The 15,848-nt window shown below is 60.9% G+C and carries 15 protein-coding genes; 7 read left to right on the plus strand and 8 right to left on the minus strand.

Going from position 1 to position 15,848, the window contains the following annotated elements; all coding sequences use genetic code 11:
• Window positions 1–7 precede the first annotated feature (7 nt).
• Window positions 8–793 (plus strand): AbiV family abortive infection protein, encoded by a 786-nt coding sequence (locus tag P3C18_RS10695; protein WP_275961845.1) that lies wholly within the window; start codon window positions 8–10, stop codon window positions 791–793.
• Window positions 794–825: 32 nt separating this feature from the next.
• Here P3C18_RS10695 and P3C18_RS10700 read toward each other — a convergent pair whose 3' ends face one another.
• Complete coding sequence (locus P3C18_RS10700) at window positions 826–1,959, minus strand: aminotransferase class V-fold PLP-dependent enzyme (protein WP_275961846.1); 1,134 nt, start codon at window positions 1,957–1,959, stop codon at window positions 826–828.
• A gap of 113 nt (window positions 1,960–2,072) precedes the next feature.
• Between P3C18_RS10700 and P3C18_RS10705 the strand changes: the two genes are divergently transcribed.
• From P3C18_RS10705 to P3C18_RS10720, 4 genes are all read left to right on the plus strand, one after another.
• Window positions 2,073–3,317, plus strand: coding sequence for a TIGR03862 family flavoprotein (locus tag P3C18_RS10705; protein ID WP_275961847.1), 1,245 nt, complete (start codon window positions 2,073–2,075; stop codon window positions 3,315–3,317).
• 86 nt (window positions 3,318–3,403) lie between these two features.
• Window positions 3,404–4,405, plus strand: coding sequence for a response regulator (locus P3C18_RS10710; protein WP_275961848.1), 1,002 nt, complete (start codon window positions 3,404–3,406; stop codon window positions 4,403–4,405).
• A gap of 11 nt (window positions 4,406–4,416) precedes the next feature.
• The gene (locus P3C18_RS10715) at window positions 4,417–4,872 is read left to right on the plus strand and encodes a PAS domain-containing protein (RefSeq protein ID WP_275961849.1); all 456 of its coding nucleotides are present in this window, start codon (window positions 4,417–4,419) and stop codon (window positions 4,870–4,872) included.
• Between the two features lie 82 nt (window positions 4,873–4,954).
• Window positions 4,955–5,317, plus strand: coding sequence for a VOC family protein (locus P3C18_RS10720; protein ID WP_275961850.1), 363 nt, complete (start codon window positions 4,955–4,957; stop codon window positions 5,315–5,317).
• A gap of 33 nt (window positions 5,318–5,350) precedes the next feature.
• Here P3C18_RS10720 and P3C18_RS10725 read toward each other — a convergent pair whose 3' ends face one another.
• The 4 genes from P3C18_RS10725 to P3C18_RS10740 form a co-directional block, all read right to left on the minus strand.
• A complete protein-coding gene (locus tag P3C18_RS10725) occupies window positions 5,351–6,685 on the minus strand; it encodes a DEAD/DEAH box helicase (protein WP_275961851.1) in 1,335 nt (444 codons plus the stop codon).
• 134 nt (window positions 6,686–6,819) lie between these two features.
• Entirely contained in the window at window positions 6,820–7,914 is a 1,095-nt protein-coding gene (zapE, locus tag P3C18_RS10730; RefSeq protein WP_275961852.1) for a cell division protein ZapE, read from the minus strand.
• A gap of 188 nt (window positions 7,915–8,102) precedes the next feature.
• Complete coding sequence (locus P3C18_RS10735) at window positions 8,103–9,449, minus strand: tryptophan--tRNA ligase (RefSeq protein ID WP_275961853.1); 1,347 nt, start codon at window positions 9,447–9,449, stop codon at window positions 8,103–8,105.
• A gap of 28 nt (window positions 9,450–9,477) precedes the next feature.
• Window positions 9,478–10,107, minus strand: coding sequence for an alpha/beta fold hydrolase (locus tag P3C18_RS10740; RefSeq protein WP_275961855.1), 630 nt, complete (start codon window positions 10,105–10,107; stop codon window positions 9,478–9,480).
• 159 nt (window positions 10,108–10,266) lie between these two features.
• On the opposite strand from P3C18_RS10740, the gene P3C18_RS10745 reads away from it, so the two are divergent.
• Window positions 10,267–10,704, plus strand: a complete 438-nt coding sequence (locus P3C18_RS10745) for a DUF1043 family protein (RefSeq protein ID WP_275961857.1) — start codon at window positions 10,267–10,269, stop codon at window positions 10,702–10,704.
• Between the two features lie 83 nt (window positions 10,705–10,787).
• Here P3C18_RS10745 and cysN read toward each other — a convergent pair whose 3' ends face one another.
• From cysN to P3C18_RS10760, 3 genes are all read right to left on the minus strand, one after another.
• Window positions 10,788–12,689: a sulfate adenylyltransferase subunit CysN gene (gene cysN, locus P3C18_RS10750; protein ID WP_275961859.1), complete on the minus strand. Its 1,902-nt coding sequence runs from the start codon at window positions 12,687–12,689 to the stop codon at window positions 10,788–10,790.
• A 1-nt stretch (window position 12,690) separates the two neighbouring features.
• Window positions 12,691–13,608 (minus strand): sulfate adenylyltransferase subunit CysD, encoded by a 918-nt coding sequence (cysD, locus tag P3C18_RS10755; RefSeq protein WP_275961860.1) that lies wholly within the window; start codon window positions 13,606–13,608, stop codon window positions 12,691–12,693.
• Between the two features lie 142 nt (window positions 13,609–13,750).
• Window positions 13,751–14,509: a Nif3-like dinuclear metal center hexameric protein gene (locus P3C18_RS10760; protein ID WP_275961862.1), complete on the minus strand. Its 759-nt coding sequence runs from the start codon at window positions 14,507–14,509 to the stop codon at window positions 13,751–13,753.
• 110 nt (window positions 14,510–14,619) lie between these two features.
• On the opposite strand from P3C18_RS10760, the gene algW reads away from it, so the two are divergent.
• Complete coding sequence (gene algW, locus P3C18_RS10765; RefSeq protein WP_275961864.1) at window positions 14,620–15,762, plus strand: Do family serine endopeptidase AlgW; 1,143 nt, start codon at window positions 14,620–14,622, stop codon at window positions 15,760–15,762.
• Window positions 15,763–15,848 lie beyond the last annotated feature (86 nt).

The following is a 15,848-nucleotide window of genomic DNA, read 5'->3' on the forward strand; positions in this document are numbered from 1 at the left end:
GAGAGTGATGGGTATCGCGATGCTCAACCCATCCTACATATTTAATGAAAAATCTTCGGCTACGCCTCAACCCATTCGCCAGGTTATCCAAAGTATGAGTACAAATAACCAGTTAAACCCATACAAAGGAAAGCTCAATATTTCCGCCATAGCATGCGGAATGAATGCAGCAATAAAAAATGCAAACCGCCTCGCCAATGATGCGCGGCTTCTCTTCGAACACGAACGCTGGCCCACGGCGGCTTCGATTGCCATTCTCTCTATTGAGGAGTCGGGCAAAGTACCAATCCTCCGACGCTTTGTCGGAGCAACTGAACAGGAACTAAAAGGCCTATGGAAAGAGTATCGATGCCACACAAGCAAGAACGTCGCCTGGATCCTTCCTGATTTAGTTGAAAAGGGTGCCAGGAGCCTCGAGAGCTTGAGTTCAATTTGCGACCAAGCCTCAGACCACCCCAATGTTCTTGATGCTATCAAACAGATCGGTTTCTACTCGGACTGCTTGGGCTCAACTAATTGGTCAATGCCATCCGATATAGCAGACAAGCTATTGGCAGAGCACCTTGTAACGACTTCAGAGTTGCTTGCAAATAAACGGCATATAACTGAGCGAGAGCTCGAACTTTGGGAAACTCTTGTCGTTCCGGTAATAAACGGCCCCAATGAGGCAGCCCACCAGGGTTTAATCGCGTGGCACGAGACGCTTATACGAGAAGGCCTTGCCGAGCCAGGAAAAATCACTATGCAGGCATTTATCAAAGGCACTCAGGATGAAGAGAAAGCCAAAGAATAAAACCCGCATAAGTAATTAATCCTGCTATCAAACTACCCCGCCAACACCTTATCCAGCGCCTGCTCCAGAGTCGCCACGGTGCGCTCGATATTGCCCAGCTTATCCAGCCCGAACAGGCCTAGGCGGAAGGTCTGAAAATCCGCCGGCTCATCGCACTGCAGCGGCACGCCGGCGGCGATCTGCAGACCCTGGGCGGCGAATTTGCTGCCGTTTTTGATGCTGCCATCGGTGGTGTAGCAAACCACCACACCCGGTGCTTCGAAGCCTTCGGCGGCGACGCTTTTAAAGCCCTTTCTGGCCAGCAATGCGCGCACGCGATCACCGAGTTCCTGCTGCTGGCTGCGTACGGAGGCAAAGCCAAGGGCCTTGGCCTCGAACATGGCATCGCGGAAACGCGCCAGGGCATCGCTGGGCATGGTGGCGTGGTAGGCGTGGCCGCCCTGCTCGTAGGCCTGCATGATCTGCAGCCATTTTTTCAGGTCGCAGGCAAAGCTGGTGCTTTGAGTGGCTTCAACGCGGGCCTGGGCGGCTTCGCTCAACATAACCAGGGCACAGCACGGTGAAGCGCTCCAGCCTTTTTGCGGGGCGCTAATCAGCACGTCAATACCGCAGGCCTGCATATCCACCCAGAGGGTGCCGGAGGCAATGCAATCGAGCACAAACAGGCCGCCAACCGCATGCACGGCATCCGCCACCGCGCGCAGGTAGCCATCTGGCAGGATCATCCCGGAAGAGGTTTCCACATGCGGTGCGAACACCACCTGGGGCTTTTCGGCGGCGATAACTGCCAGCACATCGACCAATCGCGGCGGCATGAACGCGGCCTGACTGCCCTCGGCGACCGGACGGGCCTTGAGCACAATCGATTCAGAAGGGATCTGGCCCATCTCGAAAATCTGCGTCCAGCGGTAGCTGAACCAGCCATTGCGCAGCACCAGGCACTTCTGCCCGGTGGCCAACTGGCGAGCCACCGCTTCCATGCCGAAGGTGCCGCTACCGGGCACGATGGCCACGGCCTGGGCGTTGTAGACCTGTTTCAGGGTGCTGGAAATATCCTTCATCACGCCCTGGAACGACTGCGACATATGGTTGAGGGAGCGGTCGGTGTAGACCACCGAGTATTCGATCAGGCCGTCGGGGTCGATGCTGGGATAGAGGTCAGACATAAGGGGCTCCAGGCAGAAAAGTCTCCAACGACCCTGCCCGAAGCCAGGGCAAATGACAAGGTCGCGGCGGCCTCGGTTAGAATGCACGCCCTTAATCCCCGCCCGATATCGCCATGACCGACAGCCGCCAACCACCTGCCCCTCGCGTTGCCATTATCGGCGGCGGCCCCGCCGGGCTGATGGCGGCCGAGGTATTGGCCCAGGGCGGCGTGCAGGTCGACCTTTACGACGGCATGCCCTCGGTGGGGCGCAAGTTCCTCCTGGCCGGGGTCGGCGGCATGAACATCACCCATTCCGAGGCCAAGCCGGCTTTTGTCGCCCGCTACGGCCAGCGTCAGTCGGAAGTAGCAGAGCTGCTGCAGGACTTCGATGCCGACGCCCTGCGCGCCTGGATTCACGGCCTGGGTATCAACACCTTTGTCGGCACGTCGGGCCGAGTTTTCCCCACCGATATGAAAGCCGCGCCGCTGCTGCGCGCCTGGCTCAAACGTCTGCGCGAACTGGGCGTGCGGATAAGCACCCGCCATCGTTGGCAGGGTTGGGATAACCAGGGTGCGCTGCGGATCACCTCGCCCACCGGCGAACACAGTGTAAATACCGACGCCACCCTGCTGGCCCTAGGCGGCGGCAGTTGGGCGCGGCTGGGCTCGGACGGCGCCTGGGTCAGCCTGTTACAAGACCGTGGCGTGACTATCGCACCCTTGCAGGCCAGCAACTGCGGCTTCGATGTCAGCGCCTGGAGCCCGTTTCTGCGCGACAAGTTCGCCGGCGCGCCGCTAAAGAACGTCAGCCTCAGCCTGCCCGGAGAAACACCTCGTCTGGGCGAGTTTGTGCTGACGGCCAGTGGCATCGAAGGCAGCCTGGTGTATGCCCTGTCGGCGGCTATTCGCGAGGCGATCAACCAGCATGGCAGCGCTACCGTGCAGCTCGACCTGCTGCCGCAAACGCCGCTGGCCAAGCTGCAGGCGGCTCTGAGCAAGCCACGCGGCTCGCAGTCGATGGCCAAACACCTGCATCGCCAGGCCGGGATCGACGGGGTCAAAGCCGCCTTACTGCGCGAGCTGGCCAGCGCTGCTGCCTTTAATGATCCGGCGCTACTGGCCAGCACGATCAAATCCCTGCCGATCACCCTGATTCGCCCACGGCCGCTGGATGAAGCGATCAGCACGGCCGGCGGCGTGCCCTTCGAACAGCTGAACGGCCAGCTGATGCTCAAGGCCCTGCCGGGCACCTTCTGCGCCGGAGAAATGCTCGACTGGGAAGCGCCCACCGGCGGCTATCTGCTGACCACCTGCTTTGCCAGCGGCCGTCGCGCCGCTCTGGGCATGCTGGAATGGCTGCAACAGCCGGCCGAATAAGCCGCCGCGCACAATCTCAAACGACTATGCTTGAGGGAAACCGCCCCAGAGCGGTGCTCTTCAACGCGCACAGGTAATCTCCAGCCGTGATCCCTCTAGTGGTCTGCGACGACTCGAACATGGCGCGCAAGCAGTTGATCCGCGCCCTGCCGCCCGAATGGCCAGTGACCATCAGCCAGGCCACCAACGGCCAGGAAGCCCTTGCTGCGCTGCGCCAGGGGCTGGGCCAGGTGATGCTGCTGGACCTGACCATGCCGGTGCTGGATGGCTACGAAACCCTCGCCGCGCTGCGCGCCGAAGGCCTGGCCTGCAAGGTGGTGGTGGTTTCCGGTGACGTGCAGGAGGAGGCGCTGCGCCGGGTCAAGGAACTCGGCGCCCTGGCCTTTATCAAGAAACCCGCCGACCCCGAGGTACTGCGCGCCACCCTGCTCGAACTTGGCCTGTTCGACCCCAAGGCCACACCCGGTGCTATCGCCCAGGCGGCGGTGCTTGATGAGCTGAAAGTGAATTTCCGCGATGCCCTGCGCGAGGTCACCAACGTCGCCATGGGCCGCGCCGCCGCGCTGCTGGCCAAGGCGCTTGGGGTCTTTGTGCAACTGCCGGTGCCGCAGGTGAATATCTTCGAGGTCAGCGAGCTGCATATGACCCTGACCGATGCCATGCGCGGCGAGCGCCTGAGCGCGGTATGCCAGGGCTTTATTGGCGATGGCATCGCCGGTGAGTCGCTGCTGCTGTTCCACGATTCGGAAGTCGCCGATATGGCGCGCCTGCTCAACTGGCAGCCGAAGGATGATCTGGAAACCTCGGAAATGCTCCTGGACCTGGCCAGCATCCTGATCGGCGCGTGCCTGGCCGGGATTGCCGAACAGATCGACGTGCGCTTCTCCCAGGGCCATCCGCAACTTCTCGGCCAGCACTCGTCCATCGAGCAGCTGATTCACCTCAATCAGCGCCGCTGGAAAAAGACCCTGGCGGTGGAAATCAGCTACAGCCTGGAGGCGCACAACATCCACTTCGACCTGCTGCTGCTGTTTACCGAAGACTCGATCAAGCGCCTGACCAACAAGATCAACTACCTGATGAACTAGGCGGTACGTCCATGCCCGCACAGATAGATATTCAAGAGGTGCACTGGCTGCTCGATATCGTGCAGTGCATCGATGTCGGGGTGATCGTCCTCGACCGCCAGTACCAGGTGGAAGTGTGGAACAGCTTTATGGAAAACCATTCGGGCATGGGCCCGGACGAGGTGCATGGCAAAACCCTGTTCAGCCTGTTCCCGGAGATTAACGAAACCTGGCTACGGCGCAAGGTCGATACCGTGGTGCAACTGGGCACCCGCGCGTTCAGCCTGTGGGAGCAGCACCCCTACCTGATGCACTTCAAGAACTACCAGCCAATAACCGGCCAGGAAGACTTTATGTACCAGAACGTCACCCTGCTGCCGCTAGCCGGGGCCAAGGGTGATGTGGAGCATATCTGCGTGGTGATCTACGACATGACTGCCGCCGCGACCCACAAGAAGCAACTGGAAGCGGCGCAGGCCAGCCGTTAATCTCCCCCTTCGCCAGGCCCCGTTAGAGGGCCGGCGCAACCGTTATCAGCCTGTTCGACATCACTCGTGCAGGAGTCATCCGATGCTGCAAAGCGTTGAACTGAAAACCTTCGTACCGGCCCGCGATTTCGCCTTGAGTCAGGCGTTCTACCGTGCCTTGGGCTTCAAACCCGGCTGGGTCGGTGATGACCTGGCCTATTTCAGCCACGGCGATCACTGTGCCTTTCTACTGCAGGACTTCTACGTCAAGGAGCAGGCGGAGAACTTCGTTATGCACCTGCTGGTGGAAAACGTCGACGCCTGGTGGCAGAAGGTACTGGATGAGCAGCTTGGCGAACGCTTCGGCGTACGCCTGGTGCCACCCCAGGATCAGCCCTGGGGCATGCGCGACTTTGTGATCATCGACCCCAGCGGCGTGCTCTGGCGGATTGCGCAAAACATTTAGCCTATCTGGTGGACAAGCTTCGCGTTGTCCACCCTACGGCTTTCTGCCGCCCTTGGGCTTACCGCCAAAGCTCGGCACCTTGCGCACCGCCTTGACCGACGGCGCGGCCGGCTCATCCGCCTCCATCCAGCGCCCAAGGCTGCCGCCCTTGCCGCCGCCGACCACTTTCGGCTTCTTGGCCTTCTTCGGTTTTTTCACCACCTGGCCGCCGGGCAGGGTCTGCGGTACGCGGTGGTCGGGGATAAAGTCCGGCTCATCAATGCGCTGCAGCACTTGCTGGGTCAGGGTTTCGATGGCCGAGAGCAGCTGCACTTCATCGGCGCAGACCAGCGACACCGCCTGGCCGGTGGTGCCAGCACGGCCGGTACGGCCGATGCGGTGTACATAGTCTTCGGCAACAATCGGCAGGTCGAAATTGACCACCAGCGGCATGTCGTCGATATCCAGGCCACGGGCTGCCACATCGGTGGCCACCAGTACCTTGACCTCGCCATCCTTGAACCGTTGCAAAGCCCGCTGGCGGGTAGCCTGCGGCTTGTCGCCGTGGATCGAGTCGGCGCTGATGCCGTGGCGCTGCAGCTCGGCTTCCAGCTCATCAACGCCTTTGCGGGTTTTCACGAACACCAAAGCCTGGCTCCAGCGCTTGGCCTGATACAGGTGCAGAAACAGCTCGCTCTTGCGCTTTTTATCCACCGGAATCAGCCACTGCTTGACCGACTTGGCCGCAGCGTTACGCGGGCTGACCTCGATGCTCAGCGGATCATTAAGCATCTCGCCGGCCATGCTGCGGATGGCTTCGGAGAAGGTCGCGGAGAACAACAGGGTCTGGCGCTTTTTCGGCAGTGCGCGGAACACACTGTCCAACTCGTTGGCAAAACCCAGGTCGAGCATGCGGTCGGCTTCATCCAGCACCAGGGTTTGCACCTGGTTGAACTTCACCGCGTTCTGCCGGAACAGGTCGAGCAAGCGGCCTGGGGTGGCCACCAGCACGTCCACGCCTTTACGCAGCTTCATCATCTGCGGGTTGATGCTCACCCCGCCGTACACCGCATAACTGCGCAGCGGCAGGTGCTGGCCGTAGGTGATAAAGCTCTGCAGCACTTGCTCGGCCAGCTCACGGGTCGGCACCAGCACCAGCGCACGCACCGAATTACTCGCTACCTCTGGCCCTTCCATCATCAGCCGCTGCAGCACTGGCAGGGCAAAACCGGCGGTCTTGCCGGTGCCGGTCTGCGCCGCAGCCATCAGGTCGCGGCCCTGCAGGACCGGCACAATGGCCTGGGCCTGCACGGCGGTGGGGGTTTTGTAGTCGAGGCTGTCGAGGGTGCGTAGCAGAGGCTCGATCAGGCCGAGGGAGGCAAACGTCATAGGGCTAACCGCTGAAATAAATCGATGGCGCAGAGTTTATCCTGCCTGAGTGCAGACGGCCCGGTTGTCTTCAACAGGCCATCAATACAAAGCCCGGATTAATCCGGGCTTTGGCAGCGAGCGAACTGCGCAGATTAGGGCTTGTGCGGGCGCGCGAGAAATTCATGCGACTGCATTTCCAGCAGACGGCTGAGGGTGCGCTGGAACTCGAAGGTCAGGCGACCGCCGGTGTAGAGGTCCTTCAGCTCCACTTCGGCAGAGATGATCAGCTTGACGTTGCGGTCGTAGAACTCATCCACCAGATTGATAAAGCGCCGCGCCATATCGTCCTTGGCGGTGCTCATCTGCTCGACGTTAGCCAGCAATACGGCGTGGAAGATCTTGCCCAGTTCGATGTAGTCGTTCTGGCTACGCGGGCCATCGCACAGCTCGCGGAAGTCGAACCAGGCCACGTCGTCACCGACCTTGCGCGCCACGATGGCGCGGTTCTCGATCATCAGCGGCTCGTTTTCCTGCACCTCGCAGTGCTCGGGCAACAGGCTGACGAAACTCTTCTGCAGGCTCTCCTCGGCGGCGGCATCCAGCGGCCAGTGGAACAGCTCGGCCTGTTCCAGGGCGCGCAGGCGGTAATCGATACCGCTGTCGACGTTGACGATTTCGGTGTGCTGCTTGAGCAGGGCGATGGCCGGCAGGAAGCGCGCGCGCTGCAAGCCGTCCTTGTACAGGCCGTCGGGCACGATATTGGAGGTCGCAACCAGACTGACGCCGTTTTTGAACAGCTCCTCAAGCAGAGTCGCCAGGATCATCGCGTCGGTAATATCGCTGACGAAAAATTCGTCGAAGCAGATCACCCGCGCCTCATCGGCGAAACGCTTGCCGATGATAGTGAGCGGATTTTTTTCGCCCTTAAGGGTGCGCATTTCTTCGTGCACGCGCTTCATAAAGCGGTGGAAGTGCGTGCGCACCTTGCGCTCGAACGGCAGCGAATCGAAGAAGGTGTCGACCAGGTAAGTCTTGCCGCGACCGACGCCGCCCCAGAAGTACAGGCCCTTGACCGGCCCCTGCGGCTTTTTGCCGAACAGCTTGCCGAACATGCCGGAGCTGCCCTTGTCGGCGGCGACCAGATCGTCATACAGGCGCTGCAGATGACGCACCGCAGTTTCCTGGGCGGCATCATGGAAGAATTCAGGGCGTTTAAGGTCAGCCTGGTAGCGTTCTAGGGGCGTCATAAATTCGTTAGCCGGGCAAGTAAAACGGGGGCGTCACTTTAGCGACGCCCCCGTTGATTGGCAACGGCTTATAGACAGCGTACCGGTCCGTGGGAGGGGCTGGGCGGCACCCCGCTTTAGCCGCGACACTCTGCCGGTATCGCTGCGTCGCGGCTAAAGCCCCTCCCACAAAGCCATCTAGTAGCGCGTCACTCCTGAGGAGCCAGCGCCTCGCGCAGGCGCGCGATAGCGGCCTCACAAGTGGCGCTATCAGCGAATGCCGGGCTTTGCGCCACACACTCGTCGTCCAGCCAGACGCCAAAGCCGCCGTCCTGCTCGCGGATATCCAGTGCTTCGCCGGACTGCAGACGCTTGTTAACCATGCCTGCCGCTTTGCCATCGGCAAACGACTTGGACAGCAACAGCTGCTCGCCGGCGGCATCCAGCAGGCGGAAGCGGAAGCTGCCGTCGTCGTCGCGGAAGCTGACAAAACGTGCGCTCTTGCCGGCTTTTTTCTTCTCGCCCGCCGTATTGACGGCTTGGCTGCGGAAGGAGCGCAGGCCCACGGCCTCACGCAGCTCACCGAGAAACGGCGTGGCGGTCTTGCGCGCCTTGGCGGCACCAGCGAGGAGGATGTCTTCCAGATCGGCCGGTTTGCTGATCAGTGCGTGATAGCGCTCGCGCGCCTCGCCCAGCTCGGCTTCCAGCAGGTTGCACAGCGCCTGCTTGGCTTCGCCCCAAGCCATGCCGCCTTCCAGCGCAGCGCGGAAGTCCGCCTGCTGGGTCGGTGCGGCAAAGGCCTGATACAGGGTAAACAGGTGCGAATTGTCCGGGTCTTTCGGCTCGCCCGGCAGTTTGGAGTCGGTAACAATCCGCGCAACGGCGTCCTTGAGCTGCTTGGCGCTGCCGAACAACGGGATGGTGTTGTCGTAGCTCTTGCTCATTTTGCGCCCGTCGAGGCCTGGCAGGGTCGCTACGTCTTCTTCGATCACCGCTTCGGGCAGGGTGAACAACTCTTTACCTTGGCCAAACAGGTGGTTGAAGCGCTGGCCAATATCACGGGCCATTTCCACGTGCTGGATCTGGTCGCGACCAACCGGCACCTTGTGCGCGTTGAACATCAAAATGTCCGCGGCCATCAGCACCGGGTAGCTAAACAGGCCCATGGTGATACCGGCATCCGGGTCTTCGCCTTGCTCAACGTTCTTGTCCACCGACGCCTTGTAGGCGTGGGCACGGTTAAGCAGGCCCTTGCCGGCGACGCAGGTAAGCAGCCAGCACAGCTCGGGAATCTCGGGGATATCCGACTGACGGTAGAAAGTTGCCTTGTCGGTATCCAGACCCAGCGCCAGCCAGGTGGCGGCGATTTCCAGACGCGAACGCTGAATGCGCGCAGGGTCGTCGCATTTGATCAGCGCATGGTAGTCAGCCAGGAAGTAGAACGAATCCGCATCGGCGGCGCGGCTGGCAACGATGGCCGGGCGAATCGCGCCCGCGTAGTTGCCCAGATGCGGCGTGCCGGTGGTGGTGATGCCGGTAAGGATACGAGTGGTCATAACGTTCGCTTATTGGGGCTCAATCAGATCAGAGACGCGGCAATAGTAGATCTTTGAGATCGGTCAGCTTGCCGTGAAAAAAGTGGCCGCATTCTGCCACTTTCAGCAGCTCATGGGCACGCCCGAGTGCCGCCGACCACTGGTAAACCACCTGCGGGTCGATCACTTCATCGTCTTCGGGCTGAATCAGGATCAACGGGCAGTTGCTGGCTGGGGGCACGTCTTCGCTCAGACGATGCACCGCCGGGGCCACCATAAATAGCTTGTCGAGCGTTACGCCCTGGGCTTCCAGACGCGCGCCCAGGGCAGCGGCGACAAAACCACCAAAGGAAAAACCCAGCAGGGTCAGCGGTAATTCAGGGCGCTGCGCACGCAGCCAGTTGGCCACGGCCTCGGCATCGTCCACCTCACCGCTTTCCATATCGTGGCTGCCGGCGCTGGCGCCGACGCCGCGGTAATTAAAGCGCAACGTGGCCAGGCCACTGTCACGGGCAGTGCGCTGCAGGGTGGAGACCACCTTGTTGAGCATGGTGCCGCCCTGCACCGGATTGGGGTGGCAGATCAGCGCCACGCCCCGGGCGTCGGGGGTGTCCAGCCACAGGGCTTCGAGTTGGCCGCTGGGGCCGGCAATCATCAGAGGGGTTTCGCGGGTGAGCAACAGGGAACTCCGTGACCTCGCAGTGGGTCGACTCGTCTATCTGACAGCCTGCGCTGCTACACAGCCATACCGCCGCACACATCTCGGCATTGCATTGCGGTATACAGCACAGGTTCGAGCCGTTAACGTAAAGCAAAGCCGTTTAGAGAGGAAGGACTCGTGGAACAGACGCTTACCGCCTGGTTGCTACCCGCCATTACCCTGGTAGCAGGCATTGCCATTGGCTTCCTGATTGCCCGCCTGGCGCCCAATGCAGCCCCTAGCCGCACCCAGCGCCAGCTGGATGAAATTCAAGAACGCTTCGATACCTACCAAAGCGAAGTGGTGACTCATTTCAACACCACCGCCAATCTGGTGAAAAAGCTCAGCCAAACTCAACTGGACGTGCAACAGCACCTGTCTGACGGGGCCAACCGCCTGGCACTCGACGAACTGACCCGCCAGCGCCTGCTCGCCACCCTGCATGCCGATGAAAGCAGTGAAAAGCGCGAACGTATCAAGGCACCGGCCCACCATGAAATGCCTAAGGACTACGCGCCGAAAAGCGCCGATGTGCCAGGCATGCTCGATGAAAGCTACGGTTTGAAGAACAAATAAACGCCGCTGACTCGGTCGTTTCGGCGACCGAATAGGCAATAAAAAGCCCCGCAATAGGCGGGGCTTTTTAGTGTGCAACGGCTTTAGATCGCGCCGCGATCACGCAGCAGAGCCAGTACAAGCTTGACCCCTTCATCCACCGACACCGACTGCGTATCGATCACCAGATCGGCATTCAGCGGCACGTCATACGGGAAGGACTCGCCCGGGATATTGTCGCCACCCGCCGCGTACAAGCCTTGCGGGTCACGCTCGGCGCAAACCTGCGGGGACGCCTGCACGTAGACAGTGATCAGGCGTTCGGCACCGATCAGCGCCTTGGCCTGCTCACGGCCTTCGGCATCCGGGGCAACGAAGGCTGCCAGGGTCAGCAGGCCGGCTTCGTTGAACTGACGCGCAACGTGTGCGGCACGGCGCCAGTTCTCGGTACGCCCGGCGCGATCCTGCGGCAGCCCCTTGTTCAGGTCATGGCGCAGGTTCTGCCCGTCCAGCACATACACCGCGCGACCGGAGTCGAACAGTTTGCGCTCTACGGCGTAGGCCAGGGTGCTCTTGCCAGCACCGGACAGACCGCTGAACAGCACGGTCGCTGGCTGCTGGCCGAAGCGCGTAGCACGCTCGTCAGTAGACACATGCGCCAGCTTGCCGTGATGGCCGCCCGAACCCTGCGCGCCAACTGGCTCGGCGATGATCATGCCGGCGCCGACGGTGCCGTTGGTCAGGCGATCAATCACGATAAACGAGCCGGTGGTGCGGTTGTGCGCATAGCCGTCCAGCGCGATCGGTGCATCCAGGGCAATGCGCACCTGGCCGATTTCGTTGAGCTGCAGGCTGCTCGCCGCGCCTTCTTCCAGAGTGTTCACATCGACGCGGTGGTTGATGCTGGCAATCGAGCCCGGTACATAGCTGGTGGCACGTTTGATGTCGTACTTCTTGCCCGGCAGCATCGGCTCTTCAGCCATCCACACCAGCATGGCGTCGAAGCTGTCGACCACCTGCGGACGGTTGTCGGCATGCACCAGCATGTCGCCACGGGAGACGTCGATTTCGTCTTCCAGGGTGATGGTAATTGCCTGACCTGGACCGGCCTGTTCCAGTTCACCTTCGAAGGTGACGATGGATTTGACCTTGCTGCCCTTGCCCGACGGCAGGGCGATGACTTCATCGCCCTTGCGCACGATGCCGCTGGCCAGGGTGCCGGCGAAACCACGGAAGTTCAGGTTCGGTCGGTTGACGTACTGCACCGGGAAACGCAGGTCGGTGAAGTTGCGATCACCGGCGACTTCCACGGTTTCGAGGATTTCCATCAGCGACTGGCCGGTGTACCAAGGCGACTGCTCGCTCTTGTTGACCACGTTGTCGCCTTTCAGCGCCGACATCGGCACGAAGTGCAACGAGCTTGGCTTGAGCGCGATACCTTCGGCGAACTTCAGGTAATCGGCCTTGATCTGCTCGAATACGCCTTGATCGAAGCCCTTGAGGTCCATCTTGTTGATGGCCACAACGATATGCTTGATACCCAGCAGGCTGGCAATAAAGCTGTGGCGCTTGGTCTGGGTCTGCACACCGTAGCGCGCGTCAATCAGGATGATCGCCAGATCGCAGGTGGAAGCACCGGTCGCCATATTGCGGGTGTACTGCTCATGGCCGGGGGTGTCGGCGATGATGAATTTGCGCTTGGCGGTACTGAAATAACGGTACGCCACATCGATGGTGATGCCTTGCTCGCGCTCGGCCTGCAGGCCATCAACCAACAGCGCCAGGTCGATGTCTTCACCGGTGGTGCCGACTTTCTTCGAGTCGCGGGTGATGGCTTCCAGATGGTCTTCGTAGATCATCTTCGAGTCGTGCAGCAGGCGGCCAATCAGGGTGCTCTTGCCGTCGTCGACGTTGCCGCAGGTAAGGAAACGCAGCAGTTCCTTGCGCTCGTGCTGGGCCAGGTAGGCGAGGATGTCTTCGCTGATCAGATCGGATTGGTGCGACATATTAAAAGTACCCCTGACGTTTTTTCTCTTCCATGGAACCTGCAGCATCGTGGTCGATGACGCGGCCCTGACGCTCGGAAGTACGGGTCAGGAGCATTTCCTGGATGATGTCAGTGAGGCTGGTGGCCGTGGATTCCACAGCGCCGGTCAGCGGGTAGCAGCCGAGGGTGCGGAAACGCACCATCTTCTTGGTGATACGGGCTTTCTCTTCGTCGGAGAGGTGTTCGAGGATGCGGTCGTCGTCGATCATGATCAGCGTGCCGTTCTTCTCGATCACTTCACGCTCGGCGGCGAAATACAGCGGCACGATCGGGATCTGTTCCAGATAGATGTACTGCCAGATGTCCAGCTCGGTCCAGTTGGACAGCGGGAACACGCGGATCGACTCGCCCTTCTTGACCTTGCCGTTGTACACATTCCACAGCTCGGGGCGCTGGTTCTTCGGGTCCCAGCGGTGCTTGCTGTCGCGGAAGGAGTACACACGCTCCTTGGCGCGGGACTTCTCTTCGTCGCGGCGCGCGCCACCGAAGGCGGCGTCAAAGCCGTACTTGTCCAGCGCCTGCTTGAGGCCCTCGGTCTTCATCACGTCGGTGTGCTTGGCACTGCCGTAGGTGAAGGGGTTCATGTCCTGCGCCACACCATCGGGGTTGATGTGGGTGATCAGGTCCAGGCCGTACTCTTTGACCATCTTCTCGCGGAAGCTGTACATCTCCTGAAACTTCCAGCGCGTATCGACGTGCATCACCGGGAACGGCAGCTTGCCCGGAAAGAACGCCTTGCGTGCCAGGTGCAGCATCACGGCGGAGTCTTTACCGATGGAATAGAGCATTACCGGGTTGTCGAATTCGGCGGCCACTTCACGAATGATGTGGATACTTTCCGCCTCCAGCTGTTTCAGGTGGGTCAGTTTATCGAGCATGGCTACTCACGAAATGCGATGTGTTTGGGCCGGCGGGCCGTGGACGAGGGCGCACTCTAGCACAGCACCCTCTTCTAATCAGGAGCCAGGTTAGATCGAAACGATCTAGCTTTATACCTGCAGGAAAGGCCGTAATTGCGCCTCAGATTGGGTTTGGGCAATCAATAAACAGATGCTCAATGGCAAAGCGCCTTGCCAGATAATCACCTAAAGCCTGCACGCCATATCGCTCGGTAGCGTGGTGGCCAGCGGCGATAAAGCTGATGCCGTTCTCGCGGGCGCTGTGGAAGGTCTGCTCGGAGGCTTCGCCCGTCAGGTACAGATCAACCCCGGCGGCAATCGCCTGATCGATATAACCCTGACCGCCGCCGGTGCACCAACCGACTCGGCGAATCATCGCCTCACCTTCGACCAGCAGCGGCTCACGGCCGAGCACCTGATGCACATGGCGGGCGAAATCGCGCGGGCTCATGGCCTCGGCCAGCGAGCCGATCAAGCCGACGGTGCGCGAATTTTCCGGCTCCAGCGGGCCTTCCACCGTAATACCCAGCTGCGCGGCCAGTTGCACGTTATTGCCCACCTCAGCGTGCACATCCAGCGGCAGGTGATAGGCCAGCAGGCTGATGTCGTTGGCCAGCAGGGTTTGCAGGCGGCGGCGCTTCATCCCGGTGATGCAGGGGTTTTCGCCCTTCCAAAAGTAACCATGGTGCACCAGCAATACATCGGCTTCGGCTTCCACGGCGGCATCGACCAACGCCTGACTGGCGGTGACCCCGCTGACGATGCGCCGCACCTGCGGCCGGCCTTCGACCTGCAGGCCATTGGGGCAGTAATCGCTGATGCGCGCGGCATTCAGGTAGCGGTCGGCTTCTTCCACCAGGGTCGCCAGGGCAATGGCCATAGGGTTTCCTTATCAACAGTTGCGAGGCGCTGCTTTATTCGCAGCGGCTTCTCTATAATGGCGCACCTTAAGGGGCGCACCCGCCCCCGGCAACCCTCAGGATTGGATCGATGTTCAAGGCCCTGCGTTTCCTCGGCTGGCCCCTGCTGGTCGGCGTGCTGTCAGCACTGCTGATCATGCAGTATTTCCCGCAATGGGTCGGCTTGCCGGGGCAGGACGTGCACGTGCGCCAGGCGCCGTTCTATAGCCGCATGCAGGAAGGTCCGGTGTCCTATGCCGAGGCGGTAACCACCGCATCGCCTGCCGTGGCCAACCTGTACACCACCAAATTCGTCAACAAAGCCGCGCATCCGCTGTTCGAAGACCCACAGTTTCGCAAGTTCTTCGGCGATAACCTGCCCAAACAGCGGCGCATGGAGTCGAGCCTGGGTTCGGCAGTGATCATGAGCCCTGAAGGCTACCTGCTGACCAATAACCACGTGGTCGCTGGCGCCGATCAGATCGTCGTGGCCCTGAAAGATGGCCGCGAAACCCTGGCGCGGATCATTGGCAGCGACCCGGAGACCGACCTCGCGGTGCTGAAGATCGACCTGAAGGACCTGCCCTTTATCATCCTCGGCCGCTCGGACAATATCCGTATTGGTGACGTGACCCTGGCCATCGGCAACCCGTTCGGCGTCGGCCAGACCGTAACCATGGGCATTATCAGCGCCACCGGGCGCAACCAGCTGGGCCTCAACACCTACGAGGACTTTATCCAGACCGATGCGGCGATCAACCCCGGCAACTCCGGCGGCGCGCTGGTGGATGCCTACGGCAATCTGGTCGGCATCAACACCGCGATCTTCTCCAAATCCGGCGGCTCGCAAGGCATCGGCTTTGCCATCCCGGTGAAACTGGCGATGGATGTGATGCAGGCGATTATCGAGCACGGCCAGGTGATTCGCGGCTGGCTGGGTATCGAGGTGCAACCACTGACCCCGGAGCTGGCTGAATCCTTCGGCATGGACGGGCGCCCCGGCATCGTGGTGGCCGGTATTTACCGCGACGGCCCGGCGCAGAAAGCCGGCCTGCAACCAGGTGACCTGATCCTCAGCATCGATGGCGAAGCTGCCGGCGATGGCCGGCGCTCAATGAACCAGGTGGCGCGCGCCAAGCCAGGACAGAAGATCAGCATCGACATCCTGCGCAACGGCAAACCACTGCAACTGAGCGCAGAAATCGGCGTACGACCGCCCGTCAACGGCAGCTGACTCCCCTCCTTTTGCAAATTGCGCAACGCAAGCGATAACTCCTCTCAGATTTAATGTTATGTTATTACATTAAATCTCAATTGAAG

It is taken from the genome of Pseudomonas sp. 1928-m, assembly GCF_029269135.1.
Taxonomy (GTDB): Bacteria; Pseudomonadota; Gammaproteobacteria; order Pseudomonadales; family Pseudomonadaceae; genus Aquipseudomonas.

What these genes read in the sequence shown, in the direction of transcription:
- zapE (WP_275961852.1), bottom strand. Translation starts at nt 7,914, where the DNA reads ATGACGCCCCTAGAACGCTACCAGGCTGACCTTAAACGCCCTGAATTC.
- cysD (WP_275961860.1), bottom strand. Translation starts at nt 13,608, where the DNA reads ATGCTCGATAAACTGACCCACCTGAAACAGCTGGAGGCGGAAAGTATC.
- cysN (WP_275961859.1), bottom strand. Translation starts at nt 12,689, where the DNA reads ATGTCGCACCAATCCGATCTGATCAGCGAAGACATCCTCGCCTACCTG.
- P3C18_RS10715 (WP_275961849.1), top strand. Translation starts at nt 4,417, where the DNA reads ATGCCCGCACAGATAGATATTCAAGAGGTGCACTGGCTGCTCGATATC.
- algW (WP_275961864.1), top strand. Translation starts at nt 14,620, where the DNA reads ATGTTCAAGGCCCTGCGTTTCCTCGGCTGGCCCCTGCTGGTCGGCGTG.
- P3C18_RS10700 (WP_275961846.1), bottom strand. Translation starts at nt 1,959, where the DNA reads ATGTCTGACCTCTATCCCAGCATCGACCCCGACGGCCTGATCGAATAC.
- P3C18_RS10760 (WP_275961862.1), bottom strand. Translation starts at nt 14,509, where the DNA reads ATGGCCATTGCCCTGGCGACCCTGGTGGAAGAAGCCGACCGCTACCTG.
- P3C18_RS10695 (WP_275961845.1), top strand. Translation starts at nt 8, where the DNA reads ATGGGTATCGCGATGCTCAACCCATCCTACATATTTAATGAAAAATCT.
- P3C18_RS10705 (WP_275961847.1), top strand. Translation starts at nt 2,073, where the DNA reads ATGACCGACAGCCGCCAACCACCTGCCCCTCGCGTTGCCATTATCGGC.
- P3C18_RS10725 (WP_275961851.1), bottom strand. Translation starts at nt 6,685, where the DNA reads ATGACGTTTGCCTCCCTCGGCCTGATCGAGCCTCTGCTACGCACCCTC.
- P3C18_RS10735 (WP_275961853.1), bottom strand. Translation starts at nt 9,449, where the DNA reads ATGACCACTCGTATCCTTACCGGCATCACCACCACCGGCACGCCGCAT.
- P3C18_RS10720 (WP_275961850.1), top strand. Translation starts at nt 4,955, where the DNA reads ATGCTGCAAAGCGTTGAACTGAAAACCTTCGTACCGGCCCGCGATTTC.